This is a genomic window from Amycolatopsis plumensis, assembly GCF_042652605.1.
Lineage (GTDB): Bacteria > Actinomycetota > Actinomycetes > Mycobacteriales > Pseudonocardiaceae > Amycolatopsis > Amycolatopsis plumensis.
Genome location: NZ_JBHSJY010000001.1, coordinates 5,331,168 through 5,348,254, shown reverse-complemented (window position 1 = coordinate 5,348,254; position 17,087 = coordinate 5,331,168). Strand labels below are relative to the sequence as shown.

16 protein-coding genes are annotated in these 17,087 nt (G+C 72.0%); 3 read left to right on the top strand and 13 right to left on the bottom strand.

Annotation, left to right across the window (positions count from 1 at the left end; genetic code table 11):
* Positions 1-59: 59 nt before the first annotated feature.
* Together ACFPLC_RS25915 and ACFPLC_RS25910 are read left to right on the top strand one after the other, a co-directional pair.
* The gene (locus tag ACFPLC_RS25915) at positions 60-692 is read left to right on the top strand and encodes an NUDIX hydrolase (protein WP_378203451.1); all 633 of its coding nucleotides are present in this window, start codon (positions 60-62) and stop codon (positions 690-692) included.
* Between the two features lie 40 nt (positions 693-732).
* Positions 733-1,449: an LON peptidase substrate-binding domain-containing protein gene (locus ACFPLC_RS25910; RefSeq protein WP_378203454.1), complete on the top strand. Its 717-nt coding sequence runs from the start codon at positions 733-735 to the stop codon at positions 1,447-1,449.
* Positions 1,450-1,474: 25 nt separating this feature from the next.
* Here ACFPLC_RS25910 and ACFPLC_RS25905 read toward each other — a convergent pair whose 3' ends face one another.
* The 10 genes from ACFPLC_RS25905 to ACFPLC_RS25860 form a co-directional block, all read right to left on the bottom strand.
* Entirely contained in the window at positions 1,475-2,515 is a 1,041-nt protein-coding gene (locus ACFPLC_RS25905) for a M48 family metallopeptidase (protein WP_378203457.1), read from the bottom strand.
* Between the two features lie 47 nt (positions 2,516-2,562).
* Positions 2,563-3,159: a DUF2567 domain-containing protein gene (locus tag ACFPLC_RS25900; protein ID WP_378203460.1), complete on the bottom strand. Its 597-nt coding sequence runs from the start codon at positions 3,157-3,159 to the stop codon at positions 2,563-2,565.
* A gap of 132 nt (positions 3,160-3,291) precedes the next feature.
* Entirely contained in the window at positions 3,292-3,498 is a 207-nt protein-coding gene (gene bsaP, locus ACFPLC_RS25895; RefSeq protein WP_378203463.1) for a biotin synthase auxiliary protein BsaP, read from the bottom strand.
* A complete protein-coding gene (gene bioB / locus ACFPLC_RS25890) occupies positions 3,485-4,498 on the bottom strand; it encodes a biotin synthase BioB (protein ID WP_378203466.1) in 1,014 nt (337 codons plus the stop codon). Before bioB ends, bsaP begins: the two co-directional genes overlap by 14 nt.
* Before the next feature lie 78 nt (positions 4,499-4,576).
* Complete coding sequence (gene bioD / locus ACFPLC_RS25885) at positions 4,577-5,296, bottom strand: dethiobiotin synthase (protein ID WP_191316715.1); 720 nt, start codon at positions 5,294-5,296, stop codon at positions 4,577-4,579.
* Between the two features lie 135 nt (positions 5,297-5,431).
* On the bottom strand, positions 5,432-7,612 hold the full coding sequence (locus ACFPLC_RS25880; RefSeq protein WP_378203469.1) for a SulP family inorganic anion transporter: 2,181 nt from the start codon (positions 7,610-7,612) through the stop codon (positions 5,432-5,434).
* A 211-nt stretch (positions 7,613-7,823) separates the two neighbouring features.
* On the bottom strand, positions 7,824-10,055 hold the full coding sequence (locus ACFPLC_RS25875) for a bifunctional SulP family inorganic anion transporter/carbonic anhydrase (RefSeq protein ID WP_378203472.1): 2,232 nt from the start codon (positions 10,053-10,055) through the stop codon (positions 7,824-7,826).
* Between the two features lie 207 nt (positions 10,056-10,262).
* Complete coding sequence (locus ACFPLC_RS25870) at positions 10,263-11,543, bottom strand: adenosylmethionine--8-amino-7-oxononanoate transaminase (protein WP_378203475.1); 1,281 nt, start codon at positions 11,541-11,543, stop codon at positions 10,263-10,265.
* A gap of 186 nt (positions 11,544-11,729) precedes the next feature.
* Entirely contained in the window at positions 11,730-12,941 is a 1,212-nt protein-coding gene (locus ACFPLC_RS25865) for a cytochrome P450 family protein (RefSeq protein WP_378203478.1), read from the bottom strand.
* Positions 12,942-12,966: 25 nt separating this feature from the next.
* The gene (locus ACFPLC_RS25860; protein ID WP_378203480.1) at positions 12,967-13,380 is read right to left on the bottom strand and encodes an SRPBCC family protein; all 414 of its coding nucleotides are present in this window, start codon (positions 13,378-13,380) and stop codon (positions 12,967-12,969) included.
* Positions 13,381-13,444: 64 nt separating this feature from the next.
* Here ACFPLC_RS25860 and ACFPLC_RS25855 point away from each other — a divergent pair, with 64 nt between their 5' ends.
* Entirely contained in the window at positions 13,445-14,059 is a 615-nt protein-coding gene (locus ACFPLC_RS25855) for a nucleoside/nucleotide kinase family protein (protein ID WP_378203483.1), read from the top strand.
* Here the strand turns inward: ACFPLC_RS25855 and ACFPLC_RS25850 are convergent.
* The 3 genes from ACFPLC_RS25850 to ACFPLC_RS25840 form a co-directional block, all read right to left on the bottom strand.
* Entirely contained in the window at positions 14,056-15,213 is a 1,158-nt protein-coding gene (locus ACFPLC_RS25850; protein WP_378203486.1) for a glycosyltransferase family 4 protein, read from the bottom strand. The two genes, ACFPLC_RS25855 and ACFPLC_RS25850, sit on opposite strands and share 4 nt — an antisense overlap.
* Before the next feature lie 69 nt (positions 15,214-15,282).
* On the bottom strand, positions 15,283-16,338 hold the full coding sequence (locus ACFPLC_RS25845; protein ID WP_378203489.1) for a C40 family peptidase: 1,056 nt from the start codon (positions 16,336-16,338) through the stop codon (positions 15,283-15,285).
* A gap of 441 nt (positions 16,339-16,779) precedes the next feature.
* Positions 16,780-17,037 (bottom strand): hypothetical protein, encoded by a 258-nt coding sequence (locus ACFPLC_RS25840; RefSeq protein ID WP_378203491.1) that lies wholly within the window; start codon positions 17,035-17,037, stop codon positions 16,780-16,782.
* Between the last annotated feature and the right edge of the window lie 50 nt (positions 17,038-17,087).

Here is a 17,087-nt window from a genome sequence, read left to right as displayed (position 1 = left end):
GAAGTCATCTTAACACCCAGGCCCCCCTGGCCCACGAGGTTTTGGGCGCGGTCCTTCAAGTGCGCTCGGACACACTGCGGGTGCTGCTGTGGCGCCGGGCCCTCGACCCGCACCTGGGCCGCTGGTCGCTGCCGGGCGGCCGGCTGCGGCCCGACGAGGACGTCGAGACGTCGATCCGGCGCCAGCTCGCCGAGAAGGTGGACGTCCGGCAGCTCAAGCACGTCGAGCAGCTGGCGGTGTTCAGCGACCCGCACCGGGTGCCGGGGCCGCGCGTGGTGGCGACGGCGTTCCTCGGGCTCGTCCCGTCGGACGTCGACCCCGAGGTGCCCGAGGACACCGAGTGGCACGACGTCGCCTCGCTGCCGAGGACGGCGTTCGACCACGAGGCGATCGTGCTGCGCGCCCGCGACCGGCTGCGGTCGAAACTGTCGTACACCAACCTCGGCTTCGCACTGGCCCCCGACGAGTTCACGATTTCCGCGCTGCGCGGCCTGTATTCGGCGGCGCTGGGTTACCGCGTCTCGGCGACCAACCTGCAGCGGGTGCTGTCCCGGCGCGGGCTGCTGGTGCCCACCGGCCACACGGCACCGCCGGGCCGCGCGGGCGGGCGACCGGCGGCCCTGTTCTCCTTCGCCGGCAAGGGCATGCAGATCACCGACCCCTTTGCGGTGTTCAAACCACCCAACCGGTGACCATCCTGCGGCGGCGGCGTTCTGCCCTTACGGTGGACGCGTGACCGAGCCGGAACCGGAAAGCGACGCGACGACGACGATCCTGCCGTTGTTCCCGCTTCAGACCGTGCTGCTGCCCGGCACCAAGCTCCCGCTGCACATCTTCGAACCGCGCTACCGGCAGCTGACGGCGGACCTGGTGAGCGGCACGGTGCCGGACCGCGAGTTCGGCGTGGTCGCGCTGCGCTCGTCGCTGACCCGCGAGGTCCGTGGTCTGGACCAGTTGTACGAGATCGGCTGCAGCACGGTCCTGCGCGAGGCCAAGCGCCTGCCGGACGGCCGCTTCGACGTGGTGACGGAGGCCCGGCGCCGCTTCCGCCTGCGCGAGCTCGACTGCGTGTCGGCGCCGTACCTGATCGCCTCGGTGGAGTGGGTCGACGACGACCCGGTCGCCCCGGCGGGCGGCATGGCCGAGCGCCTGGCCACGGTCGCCCGCGCGGCCCACCAGAGGTACTGCGAAACGGCCTGGCACAGCGACGACTGGCACGCCCCCGACCCGGACACGACGATCGCCGAGCTGGCCTACACGCTGGCGGCGGACTGCCTGCTGCCCCTGGAGGACCGCCAGCGCCTGCTGGAGGAACGCCACCCGTTGCGCCGGCTCCGCATCGCCTGCCGCCTCCTGACGCGCGAGACGGGCTTTCTCAACACGCTGGGCGCGGTGCCCCTGCCGCCGGGCGAGCTGACGGACCTCAGCCGCCCGGCCAGCTTGAACTGACCCTGGCTCTGGGCAGCAAAGCGGATCAGGACTCCGAACCGCCGCCGTTCCCGTTGCCGAACTTGTTCCACACCTTGCCCGCCGCGCCCGAAACCGCTTCACCGACGTCGCTGAACACCTTCGTCAGCGGGTCCGTCGACGAGTTCCACGATTCCTTGTACGACTGGGCCGCCGACTTCAGGTCGTCCTTCCAGTCCGCCGTGGGGGTGTCGGAATCGCGGCGCGCGTAGTCGCCGGCCAGGATGGCGCGGTAGTTCTCCGAGGCCGCCCACTTCTGCAGCTGCGCCGCGCGGACCACCGCGAACGGGTGCGACTCCGTCTCGACCGACTTGAGCTTGAGGAAGCTGTCGCGGATGTCCTCGACCGACTCGTACTCGGCGGCCTGCTGCAGGAACGACGGGACGTCGATGCGGGCCGGGTCGATGCCGCCCGCCACCTGGATCTGGGCGCGCAACGCCGCCGTCGGGTCCTGGCTGCACAGCAGGCCGGCCCGGTCGCACGACAACTCGGCCTTGCGGAACCACTCCCGCAGCGCCGCGATGATCGCGCGGATGCCGAGCGCGCTGACCGGCGTCCACGACATCGCCAGCTGCAGGCCGATCAGGCGCACCATGATCGTGCGGTAGACCGCGTGCCCGGACAGCACGTGCCCCATCTCGTGCCCGAGCACGAACCGCAGCGACTCCTGGTTCATCAGCTCGACGAGCCCGGTGCTGACGCGGATGAACGGCTCGTCCATGCCGACCGTCTCCGCCCGGATCCGCGGGTCCTGGAAGACGAACAGGTTCGGCACCGCGGGCAGGTCGAGCGTCTCGGCGCATTCGTGGCGCAGCCGCTCGAGCTCCGGGTACTGCTTCGGCCCGACACGGATCGACGACGCCAGCGCCATCAGCCGCTCGCCGCGTTCGTTGTAGAAGCCCGAAACCGTCTTGACGACCTGGGCGAAACCCGGCACCGCGCGCAGCGTGGCGAGCGCGCCGCGGTCCACCGGGTGCTCGTACGCGCGCGGGCTGATGCCGGGAAAGCGGACGGCGTTGTGCCGCGAAACCTCGATGTCCTCGGTCACTCCTGGATCCCCCCTGTAGTCGAGGTCACCAGCCTAGGGCAAATCGGTCAGCCGAGGCGGCGGCCCAGGTCGTCGCGCCCGTTCCAGGTGGCCAGCAGGCTGTAGGCGATCGACACGCCGAGCGGGCCGGTCAGCACCACCCACCACGACTCCAGGCGCGGCGCCAGTTCGATCACCGCGCCCAGCGCGGGCGGGGTGGTGATGGTGTAGTGCATGTTCGCCCAGGTGGGACCGAGCAGCTTGGCGAGGGCCCCGGCGAGCGCGACGCCGGCCACCGCGGCGAGGAACACCACCGGGCCGCGCCGTTCGCGCAGCAGCCAGACGACGACGCCGACGACGATCCCCAGGCCGAGCAGGAGGAACCCGAAGACGGCCAGGTCGTCGAAGCGGTGCCAGCTCTCCAGCTCCAGGGCGCCCTGGGTGCCGTCGGCGTCGACGATGCGGACCCGCTCCGGCGGCGCGAGCCGCGACCAGGCGAAGGCGAGCGGGAAGCTCAGCAGGGTGAGGACGCCCAGGACGCTGACGGCGGGCAGCAGGTCGGCTTTCACGACGACGCGCGGCCGCCGCTCCCGGAACAGCACGGGCACCGACCACGGCCCGGCCACGGCCGACGGCCGGTGCGCGGGCCCCGACGACTCACTCACCCGGACTCCCTCCTGCGGTTGTGCCCACCGAGCGTAACCGGTCGGTGCGTGGGCGCCGTGAGCCGCTGGCCGTGTCGCCGACCCTTGTCGGTCGCCAGCCGCGCCTTTATGAACGATCTGGTTCGTTACCCGTCAGCCGCTCGCTGTTTCCCCGTGCCGGCTGCAGCGGGCCGTCCAGCCGAGCGGGCTCACCTGGACCACCAACCGGCGCGCGCAGAACGTGCAGTACCGCGGCGGCTCCAGCGCCGTCCGCGGGTTGTGGCACGCCGGGTGGTCCGCCCCACCCGGCGACGATTGTCCACAGTGGACACAAAACTCCGGTGCGTCAGAGGCTGTCACTGAGCGCCTTGATGGGCATCTTGAGCTCGTCCAGCATCTCCAGGTCGGCCGAAGCCGGCCGACCCAGGTTGGTCAGGTAGTTGCCGACGATGATCGCGTTGATCCCGCCGAGCATGCCCTGCTCCGCGCCGAGGTCGCCCAGCGTCAGCTCGCGCCCGCCGGCGAAGCGCAGCATCGTGCGCGGCATCGCGAGCCGGAACGCCGCGACCGTCCGCAGCGCGTCGCGGCCCTCCACGATCTCGTAGTGCTCGTACGGCGTGCCGGGCTGCGGGATGAGGAAGTTCATCGGCACTTCGTCCGGGTTCAGCGACGCCAGCTGCACCGCGAACTCCGCGCGCTGCTCGACCGTCTCCCCCATGCCGATGATGCCGCCGCAGCAGACCTCCATCCCCGCGTCGGCGACCATGCGCAAGGTCTCCCAGCGCTCTTCCCACGTGTGCGTCGTGACCACCGACGGGAAGTGCGAGCGCGCCGTCTCGAGGTTGTGGTTGTAGCGGTGGACGCCCATGTCGACGAGCTCGTCGACCTGCTCCTGCGTCAGCATGCCCAGCGAGCAGGCGATCTGGATGTCGTTCCCGTCCTCGCGGATGGCGCGCACGCCCTCGCGGACCTGCGAGAGCAGCCGCTTGTCCGGGCCGCGGACGGCGGCGACGATGCAGAACTCCGTCGCGCCGGTTTCGGCGGTCTGCCGGGCGGCCTTGACCAGGTTCGGGATGTCGAGCCACGCCGAGCGCACCGGCGTCGGGAAGCGGCCGGACTGGGAACAGAAGTGGCAGTCCTCGGGGCAGCCGCCGGTCTTGAGGCTGATGATGCCCTCGACCTCGACCTCGGGCCCGCACCAGCGCATCCGCACCTCGTGCGCCAGGGCGAGCAGGTCGGGCAGCCGCTCGTCGGGCAGCCGCAGCACGTCGAGGACCTGCTGTTCACCCAGGCCGACGCCGTTTTCCAGGACCTGCTCGCGCGCGAGGGTGAGGACATCGGTGTCCGGGACTGCGGTCACGGGCGCTCCTTGATCGAGGTGGTGCGGCAAACGTCCCTCATCGTGCACGAAGCGGCGTCGAGGGGACAGCGATGCAGGTCACTTCCCGGCGGAAGCGCACCCGGCGAACAGCTCCGGGTCGAATTCGCCGCCGAACCACGGCGAGAGCCCGGCGCGCGCGGCGGCCAGGAAGTCCTCGCGGGAGGCCTGGCCGAGGCCGGCGGGCAGCACGCCGAGCAGGGGCGCACCGGCCGCGACCGGCAGGTCTTCGAGGTTGGACAGCGCCGCGAGGTCCGGCTCGGCCGGCCAGGCGCCGATGATCACGCCGGCGACGGTCAGCCCGCGCTTGCCGGCGACCTCGGCGGTGAGCGCGGTGGCGTTGAGCGTGCCGAGACCGGCCTCGGCCACGATGATCACGAGCGAGCCGAGCGACCAGGCGACGTCGGCGAGGCTAGCCCCGGCGCTGTCGAAGCGCACGAGCAGCCCGCCGGCGCCCTCGATCAGGGTCAGGTCGTGGGCGGTGTCGAGGTCGGAGGCGGCCTGGGCGATCTCGCCGGGATCGAGCGTGGGCAGGCCGCTGCGCCGGGCGGCCGCTTCCGGGGAGAGCGGATCCGGGTAGCGGCGCAGCTCGCGCGTGGTGACGTCCGGCCCCGCGAGGCGCACGACGTCCTGGAGGTCGCCGGGCTCGTCGGGCCGCACCCCGGTCTGGGCCGGCTTCAGCACGGCCACCCGCTGCCCTCCGGCCGCCGCGAGGGCCGCGATCGCCGCCGTGGTGATCGTCTTGCCGACCCCGGTCCCGGTCCCCGTCATCACCAGCATGGTCACGGGCCATCAACATAGTGACTCCCTGCCCGGCTGCGCACGCGGGCCGTGGTCAACGCTCTGCCGCAGCCGGTCGTGAGTGGTAAGGCGGGTTCTAACCCGCCTTACCACTCACGAGCCGAGCCGCGCAGGTCAGGCGCCCGGCACCACCACCGGCGCCCCGGCCGGGCGGAAGGTCCGCTCGGTGGCGTCGAACAGGTAGACCTGCGCGTTGCCGACGTGGAAGTACATCGCCGTCAGCTGGAGCTTCCCGGCCGACTCCGCCGCCGCCACCGAGGGGTACTCGCGCAGGTGCTCCAGCTGCTGGAGCACGTTGTGCAGCGCCAGCCGGTCGCCCTCCCGATCCGGGACGGCGCCGTCCAGCGTGGCCGAACCCAGCCGGTGCGCGCTCGGCTCCGCGTGGCGCAGCCAGGCCGACAACGGCCCCGGGGGCGGGCCGTCCGCCAGCGCCGCCATGGCGCCGCAGGAGGAATGGCCGCAGACGACGATCTCCGCCACCCCGAGGACGCCCACCGCGTACTCGATCGACGCGTTCATCGACGCGTCGGCCTGCCCCGGCGGGACCAGGTTGCCGATGTTGCGGATGGTGAACAGGTCACCCGGCCCGCTGGTGGTGATCAGGTTCGGCACGATCCGCGAGTCGCCGCAGGTGATGAACAGCGTGCGGGGGCGCTGGCCGTCGGCCAGGCCCGACAGGGTGTCGCGCAGCAGCGGCGCGGCCCGGCGGTGGAACTCCGTGGCGCCGCGGCGGGTCTGCTGGGCCGGGATGTCGACCCCCTCCGCCGCCTGCCACTCCGACCACGGCGCGAGCCAGCGCGGCACCGCCCGGCGCGCGGCGATCCGGGACCGCGTGGGACGGCCCGCCTTGCCCTCGCCGAACCACGGGTGGCCGACCTCGTCGACCTCCACCGTGCCGCCCGCCCGCTCGTGCGCCGTCTGCCAGGTGTGCAGGCTCTCGAACGCCGCGTGGTCCAGGTAGTCCACGACCAGCTCCAGCCGCACCGTCACCCCGCCCGGGATGCTCCCGAGCACCTTCGACAGCCGCGGCACCGACAGGAACGTCAGGACGCCTTCGACGACGACGCGCCAGTCTTCACCCTCGCGCTCGACATGAATGCCCGACCAGACCGTGCGCCGCAGCATCAGCACCACCGCCAGCCCGATGCCCGCGAGCACGCCGGTCAGCAGGTCGAAGACCACGACCCCGCCGAGGGTGAGCAGGTACACCGGCAGATCCCCGTGCGCCAGCACGGTTTTCATGTGCCCGGGGTTGACCAGCTTCGCGCCGACGTGCACCAGCAGCCCGGCCAGCGCGGCCAGCGGGATGCTCTCGATCAGCCCGGCGAGCAGGACGACGAACAGCAGCACCCAGACGCCGTGCAGCACCGCCGACACCCGGGACTTCGCCCCGGCGGCGACGTTGGTGGAGCTGCGGACGATGACGCCGGTGACGGGCAGGCCGCCCAGCGCGCCGGAGATCATGTTGGCGGTGCCCTGGCCGACCAGCTCGCGGTCGAGGTTGGCGCGCGGCCCGGTGTGCATGCGATCGACCGCGACCGCCGAAAGCAGGCTCTCCACGCTGGCGATCAGCGCGATCGTGACGACGGCGAGGGCGAATCCGCCCCAGCCGTCCGGCAGCTGCGGGACGAGGTGGACGTTCAGCAGGTCGCCGGGCAGTTCGACGCGCGGGAGCGTCATCCCGAAGGCGACCGACACCACGGTCGCCACCGCGATCGCGGCGAGCGGCCCGGGCACCTTGCGGACGACGGAGGGCAGCTTCGGCCAGATCAGCAGCAGGCCGATGGTGAGCAGGCCGACGATGGTGGCCGAGTCGTGGTGGGCGACGATCTGGGCGGGCAGCTCGGCGACGTTCTCCACGGCCGAGCTCTGGGCCTTGCCGCCGAGGATGACGTGGAGCTGGCCGAGCACGATCGTGACGCCGATACCGGCCAGCATGCCGTGCACGATCGCCGGCGAGATGGCCAGCGCGGCCCGCGCGATGCGGCTCAGCCCCAGCAGGATCTGGCACGCGCCGGCGGCGACGGTGATCGCGCAGGTGACCGCCCACCCGAACGTCTGGATGGTTTCGGCCATCACCACGGTCAGGCCGGCGGCGGGCCCGCTCACCTGGAGCGCGGAGCCGCCGAGCGCGCCGGCGACGATGCCGCCGACGACGGCGGCGACCAGCCCGGCGGCGACCGGGGCGCCCGAAGCGAGGGCGATGCCGAGGGACAGGGGGACTGCTACGAGGAAGACGACCAGTGAGGCCGGCAGGTCGTGGCGGAGCACGGCGAGGGGTCTCATGATCGCCATGCAACCGGAAATCGAGTGAAATGTCCGCTATGTTCCACCCGTTCGAGTGAAGGACTGGCGATATTTCACCCTTTTGTCACAAATCGGACATGCCGTTAACACGCTGGAAACAGAAGCTTTTCGATCAAGCGATAGATAAACTCGGGGCTATACAAGGGTTTTCGTCCGGTCGGCGAGCGCCCCAAGGTGGCCTTGGGGCGCTCGCCGGGGATCAGTGCTCCAGCGCCCCCGCGGGGACGAACCCGCGTGCCGCATCGTCCAAAAGGGACACCTGCGCGGCACCGACGTCGAAGTACATCCCCGTGAGCCGCAGCGCACCTCGGTCCAGTGCGGCGGCGACCACCGGGTAGCCGCGCAGGGTTTCCAGCTGCTGCACGACGTTCTGCAGCGCGAGCTGGTCGGCTTCGGCGGCCGGCCGCTCGCCGCCGACCAGCAGCGGTGCCTCGCGGCTGCGGCGCCGGAGCGTCGCTTCGCCGTGCCGCAGCCAGCTGCCGAGCTGGTCGAACCCGTCCGGGGCCCGGCCGAGCAGCGCCTTCATCGCGCCGCAGCCGGAATGCCCGCACACCACGATTTCGGCGACTTCCAGTACGCCGACGGCGTACTCGATCGCCGCGCCGACCGACGAGTCCGTGCCGTCGGCGGGCGGCACCAGGTTGCCGATGTTCCGCACGGTGAACAGGTCGCCCGGCCCGCTGGTGGTGATCAGGTTCGGCACGATCCGCGCGTCGCCGCAGGTGATGAACAGCGTGTGCGGCTGCTGGCCGTGCGCCAGCCCGTCCCACGTCTCGCGCAGCAACGGCGCCGTGCGGCGCTGGAACTCCGAAGCACCGCGGCACAGCAGCGAGCTGGCGGTGCGCTGGACCGGCAGCACGACGTGCTCGGCCTGCCACTGCGACCACGGCGCGAGCCACCGCGGCACCACGCGCGCGGCGACGCTGCGGCGCACGGTCGGCTCACCCGAGCGGCCGCGTTCGAACCAGGGGTGCCCGATCTCGTCGACGGTGACCGGCCCCGCGTGCGCCTGCTGCCAGCCGCGCAGGCAGTCGAACGCGGCGTGGTCGAGGTAGTCGACGAGCAGCTCGAGGGTGACTTCGGCGTGCGGCGGCACCCCGGCGAGCACGCGGGTCAGCCGCGGCACGGACAGGAACGTCAGCGCGCCTTCGATGACGACGCGGTGGCGGTCGCCGTCCTGCTCGACGTGGATGCCGGAGAAGATCATCCGCCGCAGCATCAGCGCGAGCGCCAGCAGGATCCCCGCCGCCACCCCGGTGAGCAGGTTGACGGCCACCGCGCCGGCCAGCGTGACGACGTACACCGGCAGGTCGCCGTGCCGGCGGACCTCCTTGAGCCGGTGGAGGTTCACCAGCTTCGTGCCGACGTACACCAGCAACGCGGCCAGCGCGGCCAGCGGGATCAGCCGCAGCACGCCGGTGAGCAGCAGGCAGGCGGCGAGGATCCAGGCGCAGTGCAGGATCGACGACGCGCGGGTGCGCGCGCCGGCCTCGTAGTTGGTCATGCTGCGCACGATGACGCCGGTGACGGGGAACCCGCCGAGCGCGCCGGCGGCGACGTTCGCCGCGCCCTGCCCGATGAGTTCGCGGTCGAGGTCGGTGCGCGGGCCGCCGCGGAGCTTGTCCACCGAGACCGCGGACAGCAGGCTCTCCAGGCCGGCGATGAGCGCGATGGTGACCGCGGCGACGGCGAAGCTCCCCCAGCCGCCGTCCGGCAGCCGCGGGACGATGTGCAGGGCCGGCAGCCCGGCGGGGAGGTCGACGCGCGGCAGGCTCATGCCGGTCGCGACGGACAGGCCGGTGGCCAGGGCGACGGCGGCGAGCGGCGCGGGCACCCGGCGGACGGCTTTCGGCAGCCGCGGCCAGGCCAGCAGGACGCCGAGGGTGACGACGCCGATCAGCACGGCCTGGTCGTGGTGCGCGGCCACCTGCCCCGGCAGCGCCAGGACGTTGGCGAGCGCGGAACCCTGCGCCGAGCCGCCGAGGACGACGTGCAGCTGCCCGAGCACCAGGGTGACGCCGATGCCGGCGAGCAGGCCGTGCACGATGGCCGGCGAGACGGCGAGCGCCGCGCGGGCGGCCCGGGTGAGGCCGAAGAGGATCTGGAACAGGCCCGCGGCGACGGTGATCGCGCAGGTGACGGGCCAGCCGTGGGTGGCGATCGTGTCGGCCAGCACCACGGTGAGGGCGGCGGAGGGGCCGCTGACCTGCAGCGGCGATCCGCCGCAGAGGCTCGCGACCAGCCCGCCGACGACGGCGGAGATCAGGCCGGAGAGCAACGGCGCCCCGGCGGCGAAGGCCACGCCGAGGGACAGGGGGACGGCGACGAGGAAGACGACGATCGACGCGAGGAAGTCGTGCTTGAGGTTCTCCAGGTGCGGGGCGGGCTTCGGGGGTCCGGTGTCGTGTTCGCCACGAACGATCTCGATCATGGGGGCAGGATCGCCGAAAATGGGCGAAAAGTCCGCTACGCAAGCATTTCTCGCGTTCGCACGGGCACAGGACGGACCGGTTTCCCGGCTTCTTCACACTTACCGCCTCGACCGTTCGCGTGGTTTCGATCATGCTCTGCCACGCAGGGCGACGGTGAGGGACCTTCGGGTCTCGGTGTGCCGGTGGTCACACCCGATGTGCTGAATTCAGGCCTTTTCGGCGACCGCGAGCATCGCGCGGGTGATCACGGCGAGGTCGTCGTCAGTCGAAACGTACGGCGGCATGGCGTAGACGAGGTCCCGGAACGGCCGCAGCCAAGCACCGTGCGCGGTGACGACGTCGGTGGCGACGGCCATGTCGACGGGGTGGTCGAGCTGTAGCACGCCGATCCCGCCCAGCACCCGCACGTCGGTGACGGCGGGCAGGTCTCGCGCCGCGGCCAGCCCGTCGAGCAGGGCCTTTTCGATCCGGGTGACGTCCTTGCGCCAGCGGCCGTCGGCGAGGAGGCCGAGGGAGGCGTTGGCGACGGCCGAGGCGAGGGGGTTGCCCATGAAGGTCGGGCCGTGCGCGAGGACGGGCAGTTCGCCGCGGGCGATGCCGTCGGCGACTTCCGGCGTGCACAGGGCGGCGGCCATGCTCAGGTAGCCACCGGTGAGCGCCTTGCCGACGCACATGACGTCGGGCGTGACCCCGGCGTGTTCGGCCGCGAACAGGGCGCCGGTGCGGCCGAAGCCGGTCGCGATCTCGTCGAAGATCAGCAGCACGTCGTGCGCTTCGGTGATTTCGCGGAGGGCGCGCAGGTAGGCGGGGTGGTGGAACCGCATCCCGCCGGCGCCCTGCACCACGGGTTCGACGATCACGGCGGCGAGTTCGCCTTGGTGCCGCTCGATTTCCGCGGCCAGGATGTCCACATAGGATTGATCGGGCGGGGTGTCGAAACCGGACGGCGGCGCGGGCACGAAGATCTGCTCGGGCAGCACCCCGCGCCAGAGCGAGTGCATGCCGCCTTCGGGGTCGCAGACGCTCATCGGGGTGAAGGTGTCGCCGTGGTAGCCGCCGCGCCAGGTGAGCAGCTTGTGCTTGCCGGTGCGCCCGCGGGAACGCTGGTACTGCAGGCACATCTTGACGGCGACTTCGACGGAGACGGAGCCGGAGTCGCAGAGGAAGACGTGCTCGAGGCCCTCGGGGCTGAGGTCGGCGAGGGTCTTGGCGAGGGTGATGGCGGGCTCATGGGTGAGCCCGCCGAACATGACGTGGCTCATCCGCCCGGCCTGGGCGGCGAGGGCGGCGTCGAGCACCGGGTGCCGGTACCCGTGGACGGCCGACCACCACGAGGACATCCCGTCGACGAGCTCGCGCCCGTCGGCCAGCGTCAGCCGGACGCCGCTCGCTTCGGTGACCAGCAGGGACGGCACCTTCGCGGGCATGGGCGCGTACGGGTGCCAGACGTGCTGGGCGTCGAGGGCGAGCAGGTCGGCGGAGTCCATCCTCGCATTAAAACAGTGGCGCGAAGCGCCTCCGTTGAGGGTGGTGGCGGGGAGGAAGGCGGAGCCTACGACACGGCCTCCCCCGCCCCGAGCCGCGGAGGCAGGCGGCTCCACGCCCGTCCGCACCCGGTCGTGAGTGGTAAGGAGGGTTCTAACCCGCTTTGCCACTCACGACCGCGGTGCGGCTCAGAGGCGGACCGGCAGCACTTCCAGGCCGTGGACCAGCGAGCTCGTCCGGTACACCAGCTCATCCGGCTTGGCGTCGAGCGCGAGGTCCGGGAACCGCTCCAGCAGGCCGCCGATCGCGATCTCCGCTTCCAGCCGGGCCAGCGGCGCTCCCACGCAGTAGTGGATCCCGTGGCCGAACGCCAGGTGCCCGCCGGCCGCGCGGGTGATGTCGAGCTTGTCCGGCTCCGGGTACCGCTCCGCGTCGCGGTTCGCGCCCAGCAGCGAGACCAGGACGAACTCGCCCGCCGGGATGGTCACCCCGGCCACCTCCACCGGCTCCGCGGTGAACCGCAGCGTCGCCAGGTGGATCGGGCCGTCGAACCGCAGGAACTCCTCCACCGCGCCGGGCAGCAGCTCCGGCTCCGCGCGCAGGCGGGCCAGCTGCTCCGGCTCGCGCAGCAGCGCCAGGACGCCATTGGCGATCAGGTTGACCGTCGTCTCGTGGCCCGCCACCAGCAGCAGGAACGCCATCGACACCAGCTCGGGCTCGGACAGCGAATCCCCGTCGTCGCTCGCGTGCACCAGGTCCGACAGCAGGTCCTCGGCCGGCTCGGCGCGCTTCTGGGCGATCAGGCCGGTCAGGTAGGCGAACATGCTCGCCGCCGCGGCCTGGATCTGCTCCGGCTGCACCGCCGCGCTCAGCAGTGTCTTGGACCAGCCGGAGAACTCCGCGCGGTCCTCCTCGCGCACCCCGAGCAGCTCGCAGATCACCGTGATCGGCAGCGGCGCGGCGAACGAGGCCACCAGGTCGGTCCGCTCCTGCCCGGCCAGCGCGTCCAGCAGTTCCGCGGTGATCTCCTCGACCCGCGGCCGCAGCCGGGCCACCGTCCGCGCGGTGAACGCCTTGTTCACCAGCTTCCGCAGCCGGGTGTGGTCCGGCGGGTCCGAGTTGAGCATGTGCCAGCTCAGGTCCTGCCCCAGTCCGTTCTGCAGCGCTTCCGGCGGCAGCTTCGCTTCGAACACCTCGCGGATGCCCTGGCTGTTCTTCCGCAGCCGCGGATCCGACAGCAGCGCCCGCGCCTCGGCGAACCCGGTGACCACGTAGGCCGGCAGCCCGCGCGGTGGCAGCCGCACGCGGCGCACCGGGCCGCCCCCGCGCAGCATTTCCGCGAACAGGTGCGCGTCCTGCGCGAAGTCCTCCGCCACCTCGACGATTTCGCCGGTCGTCATGCCAGACCCCCCAGAACTCACCGCGTCAGCGCTCGGCCAAGGCCGCCACGACGCGCTCGGTCACGTCCTGCCAGTATGCCCGCTGTTCCTCGCGCTCTTCCGCGTCCGCAAGCCATTCCTGGTGGAACCGCAGCGTCGTCTTCGCTCCCGAACCGCTCAGCCGCACCTGCACGGTGGAGTCGTGGTCCCAGTCGCTCGGCCGCCAGGTGAGCCGCACGCGGTCGCCGTCGGCGAAGCTGCGGATCTCGCCGACCGTGCCGTTCGCCGTTTCGTACTCCGCGCCCGGTTCCCGGGGCAGCTCGACGCCGGGGCCGAGCCAGATCGCGACGCCCTCCCGGCTGACCAGGAAGTCCCACACCGCCTCGGCCGGGTACGGCAAGGTGCGCGAGACGCCGATGTTCCACCCGACATCGGCTGTCTTCCCCACTGAAGAAGTCATGACTTCATCCTCGCACCGGGGTACGACAAAACCGGCGACCGGCCCGGGTGCAGGATGGGATCCCGTGCGCTACCGCCCGATCTCCCCCGCCGTCCTGGCCGAAGAACTGACCGAGCGCATCGACGCGCTCACCGGGCCACGGATCGCGGTGGCCGTCGACGGCGCGGCGGGCGCGACCGAAACCGCGCAACTGGCGGACGCCCTCGTCGATCCCCTGCGCCTGCGCGGCCGCGCGACCCTGCGCGTGTCGGCGAGCGACTTCCTGCGTCCCGCTTCCCTGCGTTTCGAACACGGCCGCACGAACCCCGACGCCCGCTACACCGATTGGCTCGACCTCGGGGCCCTCCGCCGCGAAGTCCTGGAGCCGCTGAAGGGCTCCGGAGAGGTCCTGCCGTCGCTGTGGGACGCCGAGCGCGACCGGGCGACCCGCGCCGAGCGGGTGCCGCTACCCGAAGGCGGGGTCGTGCTCCTCGACGGCGAACTGCTGCTCGGCGCCGGGCTGGCCGTCGACCTGGCCGTGCACCTGTGGCTCTCCCCCGCCGCGCTGCGCCGCCGCGTGCCGGAGGCCTGGGCGATCCCGGCCTACGAACGCTACGAGGAAGAAGTGGACCCCAGTTCGCTCGCCGACGTCGTCGTGCGCGTCGACGATCCCCGGCACCCCGCGCTCTACACGCCTTAACGGACGACGGCCACCGGATCGCCGTCGAGCAGGCCGGACAGCCGGCCCGCCATGACGTCCCAGCGCCAGTTCGCCGTCACCCACTCCCGGCCGGCCCGGCCCATCCGCTGCGCACGCACCGGATCGGCCAGCAGGCTGGCCAGGGTCTCGCTCAGCTGGACGACGTCCCGGCCGTCCACGACGTGCCCGGTGACCTCGTCGAGCACCGCCTCGGGCGCCCCGCCCGAGTTGCCGGCCACGACCGGCAGCCCGGTCGCCGAGGCCTCCAGGTAGACGATGCCGAGCCCTTCGACGTCGAGGCCCTTCCCCCGGGTGCGCGCGGGCATCGCGAAGACGTCGCCCGCGGCGTAGTGCGCGGGCAGCTCGGCCCACGGCACCGACCCGGTGAGCACGACGTCGCGCTCCAGGCCCAGCCCGGCGACCAGTTCCGTGAGCTTCTTGCGGTACGGGCCGCCGCCGACGATCAGCAGCGCCGCGTCCGGGACCTGTTCGCGGATCGACGGCAGCGCGCGGATCAGCTGGTCCTGGCCCTTGCGCGGGACCAGCCGCGACACGCAGACGACGGTCGGCCGGTCGCCGAGGCCGTGCCGGGCGCGGATTTCCGCGCGCCCGGCCGGATCCGGCCGGTACACCTCGGTGTCGACCCCGGAGGGCAGCAGTTCCAGCCCGGCCATCGCGCCGAACGCCGCGGCGAAGCGGGCCCGCGTGTACCGGCTGACGTAGGTGACGACGTCGGCGGTGTCCCCGATGCGCCGCAGCGCCTGCCGCGACGCCGGGAGCATGGACCAGCCGACCTCGTGGCCGTGCGTCGAGGCGACGACGCGGCGCGCTCCGGCCCGGCGCAGCGGGTGCCCCAGCAGCGCGAGCGGCGCCGCGGCCCCGAACCAGACGGCTTCGCAGTCCCGCGCGCGCATGATCTGCTTCGCCCGGCGGAGCACGTCCGGCGTCGGCAGCATCAGCGACGTCGGGTGCCGGACGACCTCGAACGGTGCCTCCGCGTCGAACTCCTCGTGCGACCCGGTCCGCGACTCCCACGACGGCGCGTAGACGACCAGGTCGTCCGACGGCAGCCGGGTGGCCAGGGAGTTCAGGTAGTTCTGGATCCCCCCGGGCCGCGGCGGGAAGTCGTTGGTCACGAGCAGGGTCTTGAGCACGCCCCAGAGGCTAACGGCGAAGGGGCGGCACCGCGTGTGCGGTACCGCCCCTTCGGCGTGCTGTCCGGGTTACGCCGTCGGGCGGCGCGCTCCCGAGTACTGGCTCTGCAGCGGCGAGATCTTCACGACGTCACCGGTGTCGGGCGCGTGGACCATCTTGCCGTCGCCGATGTACATGCCGACGTGCGAAACGGGCGAGTAGAAGAACACGAGGTCGCCCGGCTGGAGCTGGTCCCGCGGCACCGCGGCGCCGAAGGTGGACTGCTCGCGGCTGGTCCGCGGCAGGGTGATCCCGGCCTGCTTGTACGCCCACGACGTCAGGCCCGAGCAGTCGAAGTTGGTCGGGCCGGTGGCCCCGTAGACGTACGCGCTGCCGAGCTTGCTCAGCGCGGCCTCGACCGCCGATTGGGCGGCCGCGGTCGGGGCCTTGATGTTGGTGGGCGCGGACCCGCCGGTGTCCTTCCGGGCGTTCTTGTCCGCCTGGCTCAGGTTCTTGTTGGCCGCGTCCAGCTGCTTGATCTGGTCGTTCAGCGTCTTCTGCTTGGCCTTGATGTCCTCGGTCAGCTTGGCCGCGGCGTCCCGCGCGTCCTGCGCGCGCTTCGCCGCGTCGCTGGCCTTGGCGGCCGCGTCGGTGGCCTGCTGGACGGCGCCGGTGAGGTTGCCCATCGCGGCGTTCTTGCCGGTCGCGATGACCTCCAGGGCCGAGGAGCGGTCGAGGAAGTCCTGGGTGGACGTGCCGGCCAGCAGCGCCGACAGCTTGTTCAGCTGGACACCGCTGGTGAACGACGCACCGGCGAACTTGTCGACCTCGGTCTGGTACTTCTTCTGGCTCTCGGACGCCGTGGCGGCCTGCTGCTTCGCCGCGTTGACGTCGGCGTTGGCCTTGTCGAGCTCGCCCTGCTTCTTCTTCAGGTCGTCCTGTGCCGAAAGCAGGTCTTCGTTGAGCTTCTCGGCCTGGGCGGCGAGGTCGCGGTACTGGGCGAGGGCGTCGGAGCCGGTGGGCGGGGTCTGGAGAACGGGGACGGGGGCGGCGGTGGCCGTCGGCTGCGCCACGGTGACGAGGGTGATCACCGAGGCCGCGGCGAGGGCACCTGAAACCACGCGCCTGAGGGAATGCGACTGCACGGTCGCGCGGGTCTCCTTTGCGTCTCGGCCGCCGACGGGACCGGGGCACGAAGAGGCCGGGGATTCCTCTTCGCCGCTGTCCCGCCACCACGCGCCCGGGGCCGTGCGTTTTGACATGCACGAGCCGCAACAGGTGAAGCACGCGGTGGTGGTTCCGGTTCCCAGCTTCCCGACAAAGCTGCGTCCGGCGGCGATCTCGCGTCGCCGCCTCCACAGACGGCCGAGGGCCACGAGATCTCGGACAGGTTACGAAAAGAGCGCCACCACGTCCACCATCCGTCGGCCAAAAACGCTGAGTGACGCCGCGGAACACCATCGGACCAGGGAGGGAGAAAACATGTGATGGGCGTTACACGCTGGGGTTTCACCGGCGCGCTTTCGACTACCGACCGTTCACCGATTCAATCGACCATTCGGCGCGCCGCCACGAAACGGTCGAAATCAGGCGGTGCGCCGGATCGGTTCTTCGACCAGCCGCAGCCGCGGCACCATCCCCGCTTCAGCCAGCGCGTCGATCGCGCGCCGCTCGTCGGCGTCCCACACCACGGCGGGTGGCGCGCCGAGCAGCACGCTCACCACGCAGTCGTGGCACGAGATGCCGCGCACGACGCAGCGGTCGCAATCGACCACCAGGTTCTCGATGTCCGAAACGGCGATGTGCGAGACGTCCACTTCGGACAGCTCGGGAGTGCCGGTCATGTGTCCTCCTCACGTCGGTGCTGACTGAGGACGACGGTAGGCGCCACCAC

Coding starts and splice junctions, on each gene's coding strand:
- bioD (WP_191316715.1), bottom strand. CDS start 5,296: ATGCTGGTGATGACGGGGACCGGGACCGGGGTCGGCAAGACGATCACC.
- ACFPLC_RS25880 (WP_378203469.1), bottom strand. CDS start 7,612: ATGGCGATCATGAGACCCCTCGCCGTGCTCCGCCACGACCTGCCGGCC.
- ACFPLC_RS25875 (WP_378203472.1), bottom strand. CDS start 10,055: ATGATCGAGATCGTTCGTGGCGAACACGACACCGGACCCCCGAAGCCC.
- ACFPLC_RS25870 (WP_378203475.1), bottom strand. CDS start 11,543: ATGGACTCCGCCGACCTGCTCGCCCTCGACGCCCAGCACGTCTGGCAC.
- ACFPLC_RS25865 (WP_378203478.1), bottom strand. CDS start 12,941: ATGACGACCGGCGAAATCGTCGAGGTGGCGGAGGACTTCGCGCAGGAC.
- ACFPLC_RS25860 (WP_378203480.1), bottom strand. CDS start 13,380: ATGACTTCTTCAGTGGGGAAGACAGCCGATGTCGGGTGGAACATCGGC.
- ACFPLC_RS25840 (WP_378203491.1), bottom strand. CDS start 17,037: ATGACCGGCACTCCCGAGCTGTCCGAAGTGGACGTCTCGCACATCGCC.